This window comes from Pseudomonas sp. 29 (assembly GCF_002754355.1).
Classification (GTDB): Bacteria; Pseudomonadota; Gammaproteobacteria; order Pseudomonadales; family Pseudomonadaceae; genus Aquipseudomonas; species Aquipseudomonas neuropathica.
On the sequence record NZ_PEEY01000001.1, the window covers coordinates 2,003,923 to 2,020,243 of the forward strand.

The 16,321-nt window shown below is 59.2% G+C and carries 17 protein-coding genes and 1 pseudogene; 9 read left to right on the forward strand and 9 right to left on the reverse strand.

Going from position 1 to position 16,321, the window contains the following annotated elements; all coding sequences use genetic code 11:
* The first annotated feature begins 71 nt into the window (after window positions 1-71).
* Together ypfJ and CLU80_RS09330 are read left to right on the forward strand one after the other, a co-directional pair.
* On the forward strand, window positions 72-959 hold the full coding sequence (gene ypfJ / locus CLU80_RS09325; RefSeq protein WP_034153808.1) for a KPN_02809 family neutral zinc metallopeptidase: 888 nt from the start codon (window positions 72-74) through the stop codon (window positions 957-959).
* Complete coding sequence (locus CLU80_RS09330) at window positions 960-1,913, forward strand: alpha/beta fold hydrolase (RefSeq protein WP_099757246.1); 954 nt, start codon at window positions 960-962, stop codon at window positions 1,911-1,913.
* 115 nt (window positions 1,914-2,028) lie between these two features.
* Here the strand turns inward: CLU80_RS09330 and CLU80_RS09335 are convergent, their stop codons facing one another.
* The 3 genes from CLU80_RS09335 to CLU80_RS09345 form a co-directional block, all read right to left on the reverse strand.
* Window positions 2,029-2,622: an HAD family hydrolase gene (locus tag CLU80_RS09335; RefSeq protein WP_099757247.1), complete on the reverse strand. Its 594-nt coding sequence runs from the start codon at window positions 2,620-2,622 to the stop codon at window positions 2,029-2,031.
* Complete coding sequence (tesB, locus tag CLU80_RS09340; protein ID WP_099757248.1) at window positions 2,619-3,488, reverse strand: acyl-CoA thioesterase II; 870 nt, start codon at window positions 3,486-3,488, stop codon at window positions 2,619-2,621. The genes CLU80_RS09335 and tesB overlap by 4 nt, the downstream gene beginning before the upstream one ends.
* 111 nt (window positions 3,489-3,599) lie before the next feature.
* On the reverse strand, window positions 3,600-4,169 hold the full coding sequence (locus CLU80_RS09345) for a GNAT family N-acetyltransferase (protein WP_093434681.1): 570 nt from the start codon (window positions 4,167-4,169) through the stop codon (window positions 3,600-3,602).
* Window positions 4,170-4,251: 82 nt separating this feature from the next.
* Here CLU80_RS09345 and CLU80_RS09350 point away from each other — a divergent pair, with 82 nt between their 5' ends.
* On the forward strand, window positions 4,252-5,172 hold the full coding sequence (locus CLU80_RS09350) for a histone deacetylase family protein (protein WP_099757249.1): 921 nt from the start codon (window positions 4,252-4,254) through the stop codon (window positions 5,170-5,172).
* 281 nt (window positions 5,173-5,453) lie between these two features.
* Complete coding sequence (locus CLU80_RS09355) at window positions 5,454-6,689, forward strand: TIGR03862 family flavoprotein (protein ID WP_099759361.1); 1,236 nt, start codon at window positions 5,454-5,456, stop codon at window positions 6,687-6,689.
* Window positions 6,690-6,923: 234 nt separating this feature from the next.
* Here CLU80_RS09355 and rhlE1 read toward each other — a convergent pair whose 3' ends face one another.
* Together rhlE1 and yedA are read right to left on the reverse strand one after the other, a co-directional pair.
* Window positions 6,924-8,261, reverse strand: a complete 1,338-nt coding sequence (gene rhlE1 / locus CLU80_RS09360; protein ID WP_093434676.1) for an RNA helicase RhlE1 — start codon at window positions 8,259-8,261, stop codon at window positions 6,924-6,926.
* A gap of 52 nt (window positions 8,262-8,313) precedes the next feature.
* Window positions 8,314-9,249, reverse strand: coding sequence for a drug/metabolite exporter YedA (yedA, locus tag CLU80_RS09365; RefSeq protein ID WP_093434674.1), 936 nt, complete (start codon window positions 9,247-9,249; stop codon window positions 8,314-8,316).
* 163 nt (window positions 9,250-9,412) lie between these two features.
* Here yedA and CLU80_RS09370 point away from each other — a divergent pair, with 163 nt between their 5' ends.
* Window positions 9,413-9,868 carry an Lrp/AsnC family transcriptional regulator gene (locus tag CLU80_RS09370; protein WP_099757250.1) on the forward strand — a complete coding sequence of 152 codons (456 nt, stop codon included), beginning with the start codon at window positions 9,413-9,415 and terminating at the stop codon, window positions 9,866-9,868.
* 153 nt (window positions 9,869-10,021) lie between these two features.
* Here the strand turns inward: CLU80_RS09370 and CLU80_RS09375 are convergent, their stop codons facing one another.
* The gene (locus tag CLU80_RS09375) at window positions 10,022-10,534 is read right to left on the reverse strand and encodes a BRO-N domain-containing protein (RefSeq protein WP_099757251.1); all 513 of its coding nucleotides are present in this window, start codon (window positions 10,532-10,534) and stop codon (window positions 10,022-10,024) included.
* Between the two features lie 450 nt (window positions 10,535-10,984).
* On the opposite strand from CLU80_RS09375, the gene CLU80_RS09380 reads away from it, so the two are divergent.
* Together CLU80_RS09380 and CLU80_RS09385 are read left to right on the forward strand one after the other, a co-directional pair.
* Window positions 10,985-11,989 carry a hypothetical protein gene (locus CLU80_RS09380; protein WP_099757252.1) on the forward strand — a complete coding sequence of 335 codons (1,005 nt, stop codon included), beginning with the start codon at window positions 10,985-10,987 and terminating at the stop codon, window positions 11,987-11,989.
* Window positions 11,990-12,022: 33 nt separating this feature from the next.
* A pseudogene (locus tag CLU80_RS09385) lies at window positions 12,023-12,097 on the forward strand (Lrp/AsnC family transcriptional regulator); the annotation flags it as partial.
* Between the two features lie 128 nt (window positions 12,098-12,225).
* Here the strand turns inward: CLU80_RS09385 and CLU80_RS09390 are convergent.
* The 3 genes from CLU80_RS09390 to CLU80_RS09400 all read right to left on the reverse strand — a co-directional run bounded on the left by CLU80_RS09390 (window position 12,226) and on the right by CLU80_RS09400 (window position 14,246).
* Complete coding sequence (locus CLU80_RS09390; protein ID WP_099757253.1) at window positions 12,226-12,831, reverse strand: 3'-5' exonuclease; 606 nt, start codon at window positions 12,829-12,831, stop codon at window positions 12,226-12,228.
* A gap of 41 nt (window positions 12,832-12,872) precedes the next feature.
* Window positions 12,873-13,352, reverse strand: coding sequence for a LabA-like NYN domain-containing protein (locus tag CLU80_RS09395; protein WP_003228475.1), 480 nt, complete (start codon window positions 13,350-13,352; stop codon window positions 12,873-12,875).
* A gap of 138 nt (window positions 13,353-13,490) precedes the next feature.
* Window positions 13,491-14,246 carry a DUF2076 domain-containing protein gene (locus tag CLU80_RS09400; RefSeq protein WP_099759362.1) on the reverse strand — a complete coding sequence of 252 codons (756 nt, stop codon included), beginning with the start codon at window positions 14,244-14,246 and terminating at the stop codon, window positions 13,491-13,493.
* 178 nt (window positions 14,247-14,424) lie between these two features.
* Between CLU80_RS09400 and CLU80_RS09405 the strand changes: the two genes are divergently transcribed.
* Window positions 14,425-15,099, forward strand: a complete 675-nt coding sequence (locus CLU80_RS09405; protein WP_093434664.1) for a YciC family protein — start codon at window positions 14,425-14,427, stop codon at window positions 15,097-15,099.
* A 75-nt stretch (window positions 15,100-15,174) separates the two neighbouring features.
* Window positions 15,175-16,254: an endonuclease/exonuclease/phosphatase family protein gene (locus CLU80_RS09410; RefSeq protein WP_099757254.1), complete on the forward strand. Its 1,080-nt coding sequence runs from the start codon at window positions 15,175-15,177 to the stop codon at window positions 16,252-16,254.
* The last annotated feature ends 67 nt before the right edge of the window (window positions 16,255-16,321 follow it).

Consider the following 16,321-nt stretch of genomic DNA (forward strand, 5'->3'; position numbering starts at 1 on the left):
CGACCGGACTGGCGCCACACTCACACAACAGCAACACTCATCACCACCCGATACACACAGAGGATTCCCACATGCTATGGAAAAAAGGCCGACGCAGTGACAACGTCGTCGATGCCCGTGGTGATGATGCCGGCGGTGGCGGCGGCATGCGCTTCGGTGGCGGCAAAGGCCTGAGCCTGGGGGCGATTCTGCTGATCGTCGGCATTGGCTGGATCACCGGGCAGGACCCAATGCAGATCCTCGGCCAGCTCGCCGGGCAATCCACACAACAATCTGCACCTACTTCGCAAACCCGCCAGGCACCGCCGGCCAATGATGAACAGGCCGAATTCGTCCGCTCGATCCTCGGCGATACCGAAGACACCTGGGGCGCGATTTTCCAACAGGCCGGGCGCCAATATAAAGATCCGACCCTGGTGCTGTTCAGCAATCGGGTCAATTCCGCCTGCGGTCTGGCGACCTCGGCCACTGGCCCGTTCTATTGCCCGGCGGATCAGAAGGTCTACCTGGACATGGCGTTCTTCCAGGAAATGTCGCAACGCTTCAAAGCGGCCGGCGACTTCGCCCAGGCCTACGTGATCGCGCATGAAGTCGGACACCATGTGCAGACGCTTCTCGGCGTCTCGGCGAAAATTCAGACAGCTCGCCAGCAAGGTCGGCAGATGGAAGGCGACGGCGGTTTGCTGGTGCGTCAGGAATTGCAGGCCGACTGCCTCGCCGGCGTCTGGGCCTACAGTGCGCAGAAGCGTTTGAACTGGCTGGAACCGGGCGATATCGAAGAGGCCTTGAATGCGGCCAACGCCATCGGTGATGATCGTCTGCAACAACAGGGTCAGGGCCGTGTGGTGCCGGACTCGTTTACCCACGGTACGTCGGCGCAAAGGGTGCGCTGGTTCAAAACCGGATTCGCGCAGGGCCAGGTCGGCCAGTGCGACACCTTCGCGGCGAAAAACCTGTAAATGCATAAATGGCTTTTGGCGTTACTGATCGTTGGCAGCACTGCGCAAGCCGCCGGTGTCGATGCGATCAGCCCCGGTCGTTTGCAACTCAAGGCCGGGGAAATGGCGGTCGGCATTGGTCCTGCGCCGGAGAAGATCGAACGGGTGCTGATCGTCATTCATGGCCGGTTGCGCAACTCGGAAACCTATCGCAAAAGCGCCGAGAGCGCCGCCGAGCTGGCGGGACAAAGTGCCCACACGCTGGTAATCGCGCCGCAGTTCCTCAATGAAAGCGATGTCGCGCTGTACTCGCTCCCCGCCACGTTGCTGCGCTGGCAAGGCAACGACTGGATGGGCGGCGGCTTATCCACAGGGCCGAATCCGTTGAGTTCCTATGCCGCGCTCGATGAGATCGTTGGACGGATCAGCGACCGCAAACAGTTTCCCGACGTGAAGCAGATCGTGATCTTCGGTCATTCCGGCGGTGGCCAGGTGGTGCAGCGCTATGCCCTGCTGGCCAAGGATCAGCCTGCGCTGAAGGCCAACGGCATTCGCTTGCGCTACGTGGTGGCCAACCCGTCATCGTATGCCTACTTCAATGAACAACGGCCGGTAGCGTTCGATCACGCCAAATGCGCGGGTTTCAATCGCTGGAAGTACGGTCTGTCAGACATGCCGGTGTACGCCGGTGGGCAAACGCCGTTGCAGCTTGAGAGCAGTTACATCAAACGCGAGGTGATTTATCTGCTTGGACAGCAGGACGTCGATCCCAAGCATCCAGCGTTGGACAAGCGCTGTGAAGCCGAGGCGCAAGGTGCGTATCGCCTGGAGCGTGGGAAGTTGTACTTCGGCTATTTGCTGCGTCGGCATCCGGAAGGGGTGAATCAACGATTGGTTGAAGTGCCCGGGGTCGGGCATAACGGCGATGGGATGCTGACCTCGCCGGAGGGGCAGAAGGCGTTGTTCGATCAGTAAACTGTTTGGCGGATTTTATGCCCTCTTCGCGAGCAAGCTCGCTCCCACATTTGGAATACATTTCCCTGTGGGAGCGAGCTTGCTCGCGAAGAGGCCAGCTCAGGCAGCAAAGATTTCAGGCCAGCAGCATCCGCCGCAACTCGACACAATCCTTCGCATGCCAATCGGCCAACTCGGGCCACGGGTTTTCCGGCAGATTAACCAACACCGTCCACGCCCCCGCCGCTCGTCCGCAATCCAGATCAAAGCGGTAATCACCGACCATGACCATATCGCTGGCCGGTACTTCCCAGGCGTCTGCCAGTTTCAGCAAGCCACCCGGATGCGGCTTCGGCGGCGCTTCATCGCGGCCCAACACATCGTCCACCGCAAAACAGTCGGCGAGGCCAATCGCTTGCAGCGTCACATGCGCCAGTTCCCGCGCATTGCGGGTGAGGATGCCGAGGCGATAACCGCGTGCGTGCAGATCACGCACCAGCTCCACCGCGCCGGTGGCCGGGGTCGAACCCAGCGCCAGATCCCTTTCGTGTTCCAGCAGCCAGGCGTGTTTCGCCGCCGCTTCATCCGCCGGCAATGCCGCGAGATGAGTGAGGATGTCGTCCTCCGGCGGAATCGCCAGCGCCACGCGAATCGCCGCAAAATCATGCACGGCGACGGTCAACGTGCCGTCCATATCGAACACCCAGTGCTTGACCTCTTTCAGACTCATGCCCAGTCCTTGCGATGGCGGATCAGGCCTTCCTGCGTCACCGAAGCGACCAGTTGCCCGGCGCGGTTGTACACGCTGCCACGGGAGAATCCACGGGAATTGCCGGCCCACGGACTGTCCATCGCGTAGAGCAACCAGTCATCGGCGCGCAGATCGTTGTGGAACCACAGCGCGTGATCAAGGCTGGCGACCTGCATGTCTTTCTGCCAGACCGATTTGCCGTGGGGCAGCATTGAGGTGGTCAACAAACCGAAGTCCGAGGCGTACGCCAACAAGTATTTGTGCAGTGCCGGGATGTCGGCCAATGCGCCGTCGGCACGGAACCAAACATATTTGACCGGATCGGCCGGCTGCGGGTTGTACGGGTCCTTTTCGGTGACCGGGCGCACTTCGATCGGTTTCGGGCACAGCAGTTTTTCACGCATGTGTTCCGGAATCAGGTGCGCGCGTTGCTGGGTCAATTCCAGCTCCGACGGCAGATTTTCCGGGCCGACCACCACCGGCATCTGGCTCTGATGTTCGAAGCCTGCCTCGTCGTATTGAAACGAAGCGCTGCAGGTGAAGATCGGATGTCCCTTCTGGATCGCCGTGACGCGGCGAGTGCTGAAACTGCCGCCATCGCGCACGCGATCAACCGAGTAGACCACTGGCAACTTGGCATCGCCCGGACGCAGGAAATAGCCGTGCATCGAATGTACATGGCGCTCCTCTTCAACGGTCTGACTGGCCGCCGACAGCGACTGGCCGAGCACCTGGCCACCGAACAACTGACGGAAACCCAAGTCCTGACTACGGCCACGGAACAGGTTTTCTTCGATCGGTTCCAGGGTCAGCAAGTCGACCAGATCTTCCAACACTTGGCTCATTCAGACTCTCCTCACACAAAGCACTATGGCGCGCAGTCTTGGCTGCGGCGGCCGATTCAGATTCTGGCGCGGGCCAATGATATGGCGGCCATTGTAAACGTCCGTGTCGGCTTATCCATGCAAGGTTTGCAGCCATTGTTCCCGAGTAATGCGGTACAGCAGATGCCGTCTTAGCGGATGATCGACCGCAAGCTTGGGGTGATCAAAATCATCTTCCGGGGCGTGATGCATGCCGATCGCCTGCATGACTTTCTCTGAGGGCAAATTGGATTGCGCGGTGAAGGAAACGATTTCCTTCAATGCCAACCGATCAAAGCCGCAACGCAGAGCGGTCCACGCTGCTTCGCTGGCGTAACCCAGGCCCCAATGTTCCTTGGCCAGGCGCCAGCCGATTTCCACTGCCGGGGTGAACGGCGCATCGAAACCAACCACGCCGAGCCCGGTGAAACCAATAAATTCGCCACTGTCCTTGCGCTCCAGCGCCCACAAGCCGAAACCGTGCTCGGCGAAATGCCCGCGCACGCGACCAATCATCGAAGCGCTTTCCAGTCGGCTCAATGGTGTCGGGAAATAGCGCATCACTTGAGGATCGGCGCACATCGCGGCAAATGCCGGCAAATCCTCGTCCTGCCACTGACGCATCAGCAAGCGCGCGCTTTCAAGTTCCAGTATCGGCTCCATCATGCCCCTCCGTTTCCATGCCGCAAGTCTACATCGCTGGTACGATCCTTCACTCTTTCCTACGTTCCTACATGAAACCGCCATGCCACTGCCGCTGATCTACCACGAAGACTACAGCCCCGAGTTTCCGGCGGATCACCGCTTCCCGATGGACAAGTTCCGTCTGCTGCGCGATCACTTGGTCGACAGCGGTTTGACCCGCGACGCTGATCTGCTGCGCCCGGATATCTGCCCCAACGACATCCTCGCCCTCGCCCATGACCGTGCGTATATCGAACGCTACATGAGCGGCGAGTTGTCCCGCGAAGACCAACGACGTCTGGGTCTGCCGTGGAACGAAGCCTTGGCGCGGCGCACGGTACGGGCGGTCGGCGGTTCGATTCTGGCGGCGGAAAAAGCCTTGGAACATGGCTTGGCCTGCCACTTGGCCGGCGGCACCCACCATGCGCACTACGACTACCCGGCAGGCTTCTGCATCTTCAATGACCTGGCGATCATCAGCCATTACCTGCTGCAAAGCGGCCGGGTCAATCGCGTGCTGATCTTCGATTGCGATGTGCATCAGGGTGACGGCACCGCGCGGATTCTGCATGACACGCCGGAGGCGATTACCGTTTCCCTGCACTGCGAGAAGAATTTTCCTGCACGCAAGGCGGAAAGTGACTGGGACATTCCGCTGCCCAAGGGCATGGGCGACGCTGATTATTTGAAAGTGGTCGACGACACACTCAATTATCTGCTGCCGCTGTATCAACCGGACCTGGTGCTGTATGACGCCGGCGTCGATGTACACAAGGACGATGCCCTCGGTTATCTGCAACTGACCGACGAAGGCGTCGCCGCCCGCGATGAAAGCGTGATGCGCCATTGCCTGGGCCGCGACATTCCGGTGATGGGCGTGATTGGCGGCGGTTACAGCAAGGATCGCCACGCCCTCGCCCGCCGCCACGGCATCCTCCATCACAGCGCGCAACGGGTCTGGCAGTCACACGGTTGTCATTGAGTTGTGCTGCGTTACCCACAATGGCTGTGGAACTGCCTGTGGATAACCTGAGTGAAAGGGACTGCAGGCCATACCGGTTATGGCCTGCAGCGCACTGATCATTTTTCAACCAACATTTCAAGCCCACCCGAATCCCTTGTAGGAGTGAGCCTGCTCGCGATAGCGTCAGCACCTTCAACATTAACTTGGCTGATACACCGCTATCGCGAGCAGGCTCACTCCTACAAAAGATATCGACTGTTAGAATGCGCGCCTTATCCCGCCATACCGCAGCGCTCACCATGACCCAGAACTCCGCCTCCTCCCCCGCTCACGTCGCCATCATCGGCGGTGGCCCCGCCGGCCTGATGGCCGCCGAAGTGCTGAGCCAGGCCGGAATCCGCGTCGACCTCTACGACGGCATGCCCTCGGTGGGCCGCAAGTTCCTGCTCGCTGGCGTCGGCGGCATGAACATCACCCACTCCGAAGCCTACCCGGCGTTCCTTTCACGCTACGCCGAGCGCGCCCCGCAAATCGCCCCGCTGCTGCGCGGTTTCGATGCCGATGCGTTGTGTAAATGGATTCACGACCTGGGCATCGAAACCTTTGTCGGCAGTTCCGGCCGGGTGTTCCCCACTGATATGAAAGCGGCCCCGCTACTGCGTGCCTGGCTCAAACGCCTGCGCGACAGCGGCGTCGTTATCCACACACGCCATCGCTGGCTCGGCTGGGATGAACACGGCGCGCTGCGCATCGACAGCCCGGAAGGTGAAATCACCGTCAAACCCGATGCCACGCTGCTTGCCCTCGGCGGCGGCAGTTGGTCGCGCCTCGGTTCCGACGGTGCGTGGATGCTCGCCCTGGAGCAGCGCGGTGTAGGACTGGCGCCGTTGCAACCGAGCAATTGCGGCTTCGAGGTGCAGGCCTGGAGCGAATTGATGGTCAGCAAATTCGCCGGCGCACCGCTGAAAAATATCGCCATCGGTTTGAATGACGATATTCCGCGCTTGGGCGAATGCGTGATCACCGCGACCGGCATTGAAGGCAGTCTGATTTATGCGCTGTCGGCGCCGATTCGCGAGGCGATCAATCAGCATGGCGCGGCGGTTGTTCACATTGATCTGTTGCCCGGCCGACCTGTGGATAAATTGCAGGCGGCGTTGAGCAAACCACGCGGTTCGCGGTCGATGGCCAAGCATCTGCACAGTCAGGTCGGGATTGATGGGGTGAAAGCGGCGTTGTTGCGCGAGTTGACTGATGCGGCGACGTTTGCTGATCCGGCGCTGTTGGCGCGGGCGATCAAGGCGTTGCCGCTGACTCTGGTCAGAACGCGGCCATTGGACGAGGCGATCAGCAGTGCCGGGGGCGTGACGTTCGAGGCGATGGATGAGCGCTTGATGCTCAAGGTGTTGCCGGGAGTGTTCTGCGCGGGGGAGATGCTTGATTGGGAAGCGCCAACGGGCGGGTATTTGCTGACGGGGTGTTTTGCCAGTGGCCGGGCGGCCGGGTTGGGAATTGTGCAGTGGCTGAAAAGCTAAACCCTCACCCCAGCCCTCTCCCAGAGGGAGAGGGAGCCGACCGAGGTGTCTGGCGGCCAACATCGACCTGAAACACCGAGTCGATTATGGCTTTGGCCAGCCAACCGAAGTGTCTGGCGAAACTCTGTCGATTGTAGATTCACAACAGTCGGATCAGGTCGGCGTAATTCCCGAATATCCCCCAATCAGTCCCCTCTCCCCCTGGGAGAGGGTTAGGGTGAGGGGCTTTTGACTTTAAGGCTTACGCTTACGCGGCCCGGTATTGAACACCGGCACTTTACGCACAGGCTTGACCGAAGGCTCCGGCGCCTGCGTCTCGCCGCTGTCGACCCACTTGCCCAGATTGCGTTTGCCGCCACCACCCGAAGCTTTAGGTTTCTTCGGTTTCTTCGGCTTCTTGATCACCTGACCGCTGGCATCGGTGTCCGGCACGCGGTGCTCCGGTTCGAAATCCGGCTCGTTCTGACGTTTCAAGGTCTGGCGCGTCAGCATTTCAATCGCCGACAACATGTTCACTTCATCCGCGCACACCAGCGAGATCGCCTCGCCCGTCGCGCCAGCACGACCCGTGCGGCCGATACGGTGAATGTAGTCTTCAGCCACGATCGGCAGATCGAAGTTGATCACCAGCGGCAGATCTTCGATATCCAGGCCCCGCGCCGCAACGTCAGTCGCCACGAGAATCTGCACTTCACTGAGTTTAAAACGGTCCAGCGCACGCTGACGGGTCGCCTGAGGTTTATCACCATGGATACCGTCGGCATTCACTCCCAGGCCCTGAAGTTTTTCCACCAGCGCATCGACACCATTACGGGTCTTGGCGAACACCAGCACCTGCTTCCACTTGTTCTTGCGCATCAGGTGCACGAACAGTTCGGCCTTGCGCTTCTTGTCCACCGTGACGATCCACTGCTTGACCGTATTGGCCGCGACGTTGCGCGGGCTGACTTCGACGGTCAGCGGATCGTTGAGCATCTGCCCGGCGAGCAGGCGGATGTCATCGGAGAAGGTTGCGGAAAACAGCAGGGTCTGGCGCTTTTTCGGCAGCATGCGGTAAATGTTCGCCAGTTCTTCGGAGAAGCCCAGGTCGAGCATACGATCGGCTTCATCCAGCACCAGAGTCTGCAACTGATCGAGTTTCAGCGCGTTCTGGCGGAACAGGTCGATCAGGCGACCGGGCGTGGCGACCAGCACATCGACGCCGCCGCGCAGTTTCATCATCTGCGGATTGATGCTGACGCCGCCGTAAACCGCATAGGTACGCAGCGGCAGGTTTTCGGCGTACTGACGCACAGACTCATGAACCTGCTCGGCCAGCTCACGGGTCGGCACCAGAATCAGTGCACGCGCCGAGTTGGCAGCGACTTTCGGCCCTTCCATGGCCAGCAACTGCAGCAGTGGCAAGGCGAAACCGGCGGTTTTGCCAGTGCCGGTCTGAGCGGCTGCCATCAAGTCACGACCGGCCAGCACGGCCGGAATGGCTTGCGCCTGAACCGGCGTCGGGGTCTGGTAGCCGAGCGTCTCGAGGGAGCGCAGCAAGGGTTCGATCAGGCCAAGGGTGGCGAAAGTCATGGGAGTACCGTAGGAAAAAATAACGCAGGCATGCAATGCCGCGCAGTTTACCCTAATTCGTACGCGTTTCTGTGGGAACGGCTGTCGGCGCCACGACTGGCGGCTGTGCCGGACGGCGCCACTGCGGCAGTCCGATCAACACCACCGCGCTGATGATCACCAGCATCGCCAGCGCTTCTTCGATGCCGATGGTCTCGCCGACAAACACAATCCCCAGCAACACCGCGACCGCCGGGTTGACGTAGGCATAACTGGTCGCCGCCGCTGGACGCACGTGCTTGAGCAAATACATATAAGAGTTGAAGGCGATGATCGATCCAAAGAAGATCAGGTACGCCAGCGCCAGCCAGCCTTCAACTGGCGGCATTGCTTGCAGACGCTCGCCACTGACGGCGCTGCCGATCAGCAGCACCACACCGCCGACCAGCATTTCCACCGCGCTGGCCATCGCGCCCTGTGGCAACGGCAAATGTCTGCTCCACACCGAACCGAACGCCCAGGTTGCCGCCGCGAAAATCAGCAATGCTGCGCCCAGCGGACTCGATTGCAGGTTCGAGCCCATGTTGAGCATGGCAATACCAACAATCCCCAACGCCACCCCGGCCCACTCGAGCCGGGTATTGCGCGCTCCCCAGAAATAGCCACAGAGCAACGTGAACAACGGCACCGTCGCCACCGCCAATGCTGCAACACCGGAAGCCACGCCCGTGTGCTCGGCCACGCTCACCGCGCCATTACCGAAACTGAGCAGCAAAATCCCGATGATCCCCGCCGCCTTCCACTGCGCCCAGGTCGGCGCCGGCGCCCCGCGCCAGCGCAGGAAGGCGTACATCAGGCTGCCGGCGATCACGAAGCGCACCCCGCCGAGCATCAGCGGCGGCCAGTATTCGACGCCAATTCGGATCACCAGATAGGTCGATCCCCAAATCACATACAACGCGAAAAACGCGGCGATCAACGGCAAGGAAAAACGGCGCAAGGCAGGCATGGGCAGCTCGAAAGTCAGAAGTAGCGAATGAATTATTCTAGAAAGGCCGACGAGCAAAATTAAGCTACAAAACCTGTTTATAGGGCCGGTACACTTTTGAAAGAACGGAGATCGTCGGAATAAACCGGGATTTCGAAAGTCTGGCATTTTCAGGAGTCCGGTCTTGGACAAATACGACCGCATGCTGCTCAGCGCCCTGCTGGAAAACGGCCGTGCGTCCTACGCCGACCTGGCGCGCAAAGTGAACCTCTCCGCCCCGGCGGTGGCCGAGCGCGTGGCCAAGCTTGAAGCTGCCGGGGTAATCACCGGGTATGAAGCGAAAATCGACCTGTCGAAAATCGGCCTGCCGATCCAGTGCATGATCGAATTGCGCCTGCACCAGAACGGCAGCCAGAAGGTCTACGACGAACTGGTGAAAATCCCGCAACTGACCGAGTGCTTTCGAGTCACGGGCGATCCGTGCGTGATGATGAAGGCCGCGGTGGGGTCGATGACGGAGCTGGAGGCGTTGATCAATCGGGTGGCGAAGTTTGGCTTCAGCAAGACCTCGATTGTGTTGTCGAGCGCGATCGAAAAGCGCGTGCCGTTAGGCCAGATCGAAGGCAACGGCAAATCCTGAGAACGATGATGCCCCATGTGGGAGCGAGCCTGCTCGCGAAAGCGGTGTATCCGTCGATAAAAATTTTGGCTGACACACCGTCATCGCGAGCAGGTTCATAGCTCATTCACTCGATCAAAAATCAACTTTCCATCCTGAAACAACTAGCGGCCTTCATCTGTAGCTGGCCCCTTCCTGAGTCAACATGTACGGCATGTCTCGCATGCGTATCCATGGCTCATTGCGCCAATGCAGAAGTCTCAACGTTTCCCCGGCACACATGATCAAGCGCAAATGTGGGTCTGGAACTGACTTCGAGTTCTGACGAAGCATTGGCACAATCTCGTGAGTCAGCCAACGACGCAGATGACGGTTCTCTGGGGAATAGTGATACACCAGCATTGCGTAAACCCCTGACTCGCTCAGCATCAAAAACTCTTGAGCGCCATCATTACCTGACAGATGCATCATCCGCCGCTGATCCTCATCCAGCTTGAGCACTTGCCGCGCATTGATTTCCAGCCCCATGAGACGACCGATGTCTCGGGCACAGAACCAAGCCTCTGCATGTTGCAGAATAGCTCGCAGTTGAATGTGATGACGGATGAACAATTGGGGTTGTATGAGCGGCTCACCAGGGATTGCTGAACCGAAACTTTCTGAGTGCGCGGGAACAACCTTGACCATGACAAATCTCCTTAGAACATCGGAGCTGCCCGCATCACTTGCAGATGATGGGTGGCAGCTGTGCGCGGGTCTGCAAGACCGAGTAGGAGACCTCGGCAGACCCGAAGGTCTCCCGCACACAGCTACCATAAATCGATAGTCGCTAATTGAAGCGACGCGATTATAGGTTTGCCAGTGGTCTCCTAACAAACTATCGGCGGGCTTGCAGTCCCGATCGCTGAATTTGCAGCGACACACAGAGGTTATCGGCGGGGTTATCTGAGCTCAAGACGGATTCCCCCTAAACTTCAGTAGGATGCTTCGCCAACCCATACACGTAACTAAACAACCCGATTACACGAGACTTTTGGTCGATGGACGCCACCCAACGCAGCAGCTAATGTCCTGACTATGCCGAGAACCGGCCTTCTAAAAAAATAAAGCCCCGTTACAAATGAGAGGAACTCAGAAATGACTTGGAAGGGAACCCTACGCTCGATGCAGGCGTCAGCCAGGAGAGCTGAGCGCAACTCGAAGCGGCGCCAACGCGAATTGCAGGTACGTCAGAAAGAATTCGCAAAAATGGAGGCTCTTGAGCAGGCCGCGTACGAAGTTGAGGTCTACGAAAACCACATAGATTTGTTGCTTTCCGTGCATAAAGATTGTGGCGAGATAATCGACTGGAGTGAGTTCGCAAATCAACTGCCACCGATCAAACCCGAAACGCTCAATACCCATGAAAACCAGGCGAGGGCAAAACAATCCAGTTATAAGCCTGGTTTCTTTGCGCGCACCTTGAAACTTGAGGCCAGGCAACGCAAAAAAATTGAATTAGCCATCCAAGCAGCGGTTGCCAAAGATACGCAGCAGTTAGCTCAAGAATTAAGCGAGTGGGAAGCGCAGTATCAGGATTGGAAAGTAGATCACGAGCTTGCGTTGGGAATACTCGCTGGTAATGCCCAATCGAAAATTGATGCAGTCCTGCGAGTGGATCCGTTCACGGATATTTCGCACTTGGGCACGTCAATTAATTTCTCGGTTGCCGAAACTGGCATTCTCGAATGCACGCTCTCGGTACACGGCATCAAAGTGATCCCTCAAGAAATCAAGTCACTACTACAGAGTGGAAAACTGTCAGTTAAAAAAATGCCGATCAGCAAATTCAATGAGCTGTTACAGGACTACGTATCCAGCTGTGTTTTGCGCGTAGGCCAGGAACTGCTGAGTATTCTTCCCGAACGACTCGTCATTGTTACGGCGGTTGACTCTCTTCTCAACTCCGCAACCGGCCATCTCGAAGATCAGCCGATCCTCAGCGTCGCGCTTGCACGCGAGACGCTATTCAAACTCAACATGCAAAGCATCGATCCATCCGATTCGATGAAGAACTTTGTACACACGATGAATTTCAAGAAAACAACCGGATTTATGCCGGTGGACAAGGTTGATAGTCAACAATTCGCCAGTCTGGCCTGACGCGAAAAGATCGCAGCCTTCGGCAATTCCTAGACGTTGATTGTGTTGTCGAGTGCGATCGAAAAACGCGTGCCACTCGGCCATATCGAAAGCAACGGCAAAGCCTGAGGACGATGATGCCCCCTGTGGGAGCGAGCTTGCTCGCGAAAGCGGTAGATCAGTCACATTGAAGTTGAATGACACACCGCATTCGCGAGCAAGCTCGCTCCCACAGGGGTTCTGTGTTGGGCTTGGGATCAGCGGTAGCGCTGCAGGTGTTCGCAGACTTTCGCGGCGGGGACTTTTTGCAGTTTGCACAGCAGGTCATGCGATAACTCACTGACGCCGTGCTTGTGCCGCAACTCATCCGCCAGATGCGCCATCAGATTGGCCGCCATCTCGGCATCGGCCATGGCCCGGTGAGCCTGCCCCGTGTGCGGCAGGCGCGCAAACGTGGTCAGCGTACCCAACTTATGATTAGGCGCGGCCGGCATCAGCCGCCGTGCCAGCAGCAGCGAGCAGGCAAAGTTCTGCAATCGCGTGCGTTTGATCCGCCCCAGTTCAAAGTCCCAGAACTTCTGGTCGAACGAGGCGTTGTGCGCGACCAGCGGCGTGCAACCGACAAACTCATTGACCTCGTTCATCACCTGCTCGGCCGAGGGCGCGGTGCGCAACATGGCGTTGCTGATGCCGGTCAGTTGTTCGATGAACGCAGGGACCCGCACGCCGGCGTTCATCAGGCTCTGGTAACGCTCGACGATGCGGCCGTTTTCCAGCATGACCACAGCGATTTCCGTGGCGCGGCAGTTGCTGTTCGGCGACAGGCCAGTGGTTTCAAAGTCGATGACTGCAATGCGTTCCAAACCGGGTTCAACTCCGTACAAATCAATTCTTCAGTAACAGCTCAATTCTTCAACAACAGTGCGCCTTCAATCGGCACATAACGGCTGGCGGCGCGGATCAGCGAGTTGGCGGTCAGGCCCGGCACGCCATAGGCGACCGCTTGCACGCCGTGCTTGTTGATGATGCGTTCGAGCAGCATGTCGAAATCGCCGTCACCGGAAGCCAGGACGATTTCGTCGACGTGGTCGGCGGCGTCCATGATGTCGAGGGTGATGCCCACGTCCCAGTCGCCCTTGGCCGAGCCGTCGCTGCGCTGGATGTAGGGCTTGAGCTTCACGGTGAAACCGAGGTTGCGCAGGATCTGCTGGAACTGTTGCTGTTTGCTGTCGCCACGGTCGATCGCATAGGCGTAGGCCTCGACGATCTGCCCGTCCTTGCTGATGTCGGCCCACAATGCGGCGTAGTTGAAGTGACAACCATAAGCCTGACGCACGGTGTAGTAGAGGTTCTGCACGTCGGCGAACACTGCGATTTTTTTCACCGGAGTTCCTGTGGGCGCGCAAGCGCACGAAGCGGGATCAGGCGCCAGGCCCGAAAAAGGCGCTCAGTATGCCAGCCATCAGGAGGGTTCCGCGAATAATCGGCCCGGAGCCCTCAGGGGCTCCGGACGAATGGTGAGTCAGACGAAGGAATCGTCGTCATCGAAGAACGATGAGTTGTCGTTGCCGTAGTCGGTGTCGGTGAAGCCGCTCTGGTCATTGCCAGAGAAGCCGTTATCGGCCACACGCTGGTCATCGCCCCAACCGTTGTTGCTCTGGTCGGCGACCTGCGCCGGCTCTTCCTTGATCACTTCAACGATTTCTTCCGGCTGCTGGTTGTGATGGAACAGGCTGCTGATGCCCTGCGCCAGCATCACGCCACCGGCCACACCGGCGGCGGTTTTCAAGGCACCGCCGAGGAAGCTGCTGCCGGCCGCCGGAGCGGCTTGCTGCGCATAGTTAGGCGGCGCTGCGCCGAAGTTCTGTTGTGGCGCGGGGGCCGCGTAATTCTGTTGCGGTGCCGGTTCGCGCCAGCCGCCAGTCGAGGCTGGGGCGCTCTGGGTCGGCGCCGGACGCGGGCTGCCACCAAAAATGCTCGACAGGAAACCACCGCCGCCGCTCGGCGCCGGTGCGGCACTCTGCGCCTTGGCCGCTTGCAACTCGGCCTGCAACTGCTGGACTTGACGGGTCAGTTGCTTGTTCTGCTCGTCAAGGCTCTTGAGCGCTGCCTCTTGCACCAGAATCGCCTGGGTCATGAAATAACCTGCCGCCGGCTGGCGGGTCAGGTGTTCCTTGATCCGCGCCTCGGCCTGGGCGTCGCGCGGGGCTGCCTCCGTTTCGGCCTGTTGCAGCCGGGAAAACAGTCCATCGATCAGGGTTTGCTCTTCGCTGTTCATGGCGACCTCGTAGATTGCCGGGGATAACATTGCCCTCGTCCACGTTGGCCGAGGTGCTCTCCTGTAATGGAGACGGCGACAAAACGTTTCAATGACCTTTACCGAATGTTTACGTTTGTGTCGCGCCAGCCATCATCGGTTAAAGTGAGCCACTGTTTTCGACCTGCGATACCGACTGATGAATGCCCTCGAAGTGCTGCGCGACTCTCTGTATTTTTTCAAACGCCATTTGGGCAGCATCGTGCGGTTGTGCCTGCCGCTGGTGATTTTCGAAGCATTCCTGCAACAAGTGGTCGATCACGCCAGCGGGCCGGATAACATCTCGGCGATCAGCATCGTCGTTGGTCTGTTGGTGTATCCGCTGTACACCGCCGCACTGATCCTCTTTCTCGATGCGCGCAGCCGTGGCGAGGCGCCGCGCAACCGCGACCTGCTGGCGATGGCCGCCACCCTTTGGCCGCGCTTCGCGTTGCTCACGGCGCTCAATACCTTGCTGATTCTGCTGGGCCTGTCGCTGTATTTCCTGCCGGGCCTGATGCTGATGGTGATGCTCGCGTTCGGCGAATACCTGCTGGTACTGCGTGGTATGGGGCCTTTGCAGGCGATGAAGGAAAGCCTGCGCCTGACCCGTGGGCATTTCTGGCGGATCCTGCTGTGCATTCTCTGCGTGATGACGCCGCTGTGGTTGCTCAAAGGCGCGACACTGGCGGTGTACCCCGAGCCGCAGAATCCTGTGATCGCCATTCTGATCGACAGCGCTCACAGCTTCCTGCAACTGTTCACCAGCGTGGTGCTGTTTCGCCTGTTCATGCTGATCAGCGAATTGCCTGACAAACGTGACAGAGCCATCTGACAGCACTGCACTTGGGCTTCGAGACGACCGTCAGGTATGCTCGGGGCCACTTTCTGTAACGCTATAAGCCGAGCCATGACCCGTCTACTGCGCTACACCCTGTTGCTTGTCGTGCTCGCCATCATCCTGATCGGCGGGCTGCTGTTCAGCCTGACCTGGCGCCCCGACGCCCGCGAAACCTTGCCGGTCAGTTGCACCGCCACAACGCCGACGCTGGTGCCGGGCCAGGCGCTGAAAGTCATGACCTGGAACGTGCAATACCTGGCTGGCAAACGCTACGTGTTCTGGAGTGATCTGGCTCAGGGCGATGATGAAGCGCCGACGCTGGAAGACATGGCCTTCAGCCTCGACGAAGTGGCGCGAGTGATCCGCGACGAGCAGCCCGATCTGGTGCTGTTGCAGGAACTGGATGACGGCGCCAAGGCCAGTGATTATCAGGATCAGCTCAAACTGTTGCAGGAACGGGTCGCTGACCTGTATCCGTGCAGTGTCAGTGCCTTCGACTGGAAGGCCGAATTCGTCCCCGACCCGCACATTTACGGCAGCGTCGGCCGGCAACTGGCGACCCTGAGTCGCTACCGCATCGAACACGCCGAACGCCTGCAACTGCCGGTCGCTGCCGCCGACTTCATCAACCGCCAGTTCCAGCCGAAAGACGCCCTGCTCGCGACCAAACTGCCCCTGAGTGACGGCGGGCAACTGACCGTATTCAACACCCACCTTGAACGCTCCAGCCAACCGGGTGACATCGCGCTGGCACAATTGACCGCCATAGCCAAAGTGCTCGACAAGTATGAGAGCCAAGGCCTGCCGTGGCTGATCGGCGGCGATTTCAACCTGTTGCCGCTCGGCCAGTACCGCCGCCTGCCTGCCGAACAGCGCACGCCCTACTCCGCCGACAGCGAACTGCATCTGCTGTGGGACAAGTACCCGATGATCCCGACCAACAACGAAGCCAGCGGCATCGACCGTGCGCGCTGGCTGACCCACTACCCCAACGACCCCGGTCTGAATGGCCCGGATCGTACAGTCGACTATCTGTTTTACAGCCCGAAGATCAAGCGGGTCGAAGCAAGGGTGCGCCAGGACGACACGTTGCGCATCTCCGATCACCTGCCGGTGATTGCGCGCTTCCTGCTGCCGGCCGGGCCGTAGCGGAGACCGAAACAAAAGCAAATACAAACCCGGGAACTAAGCTCCATGTCTTGAACTCGACATGGAC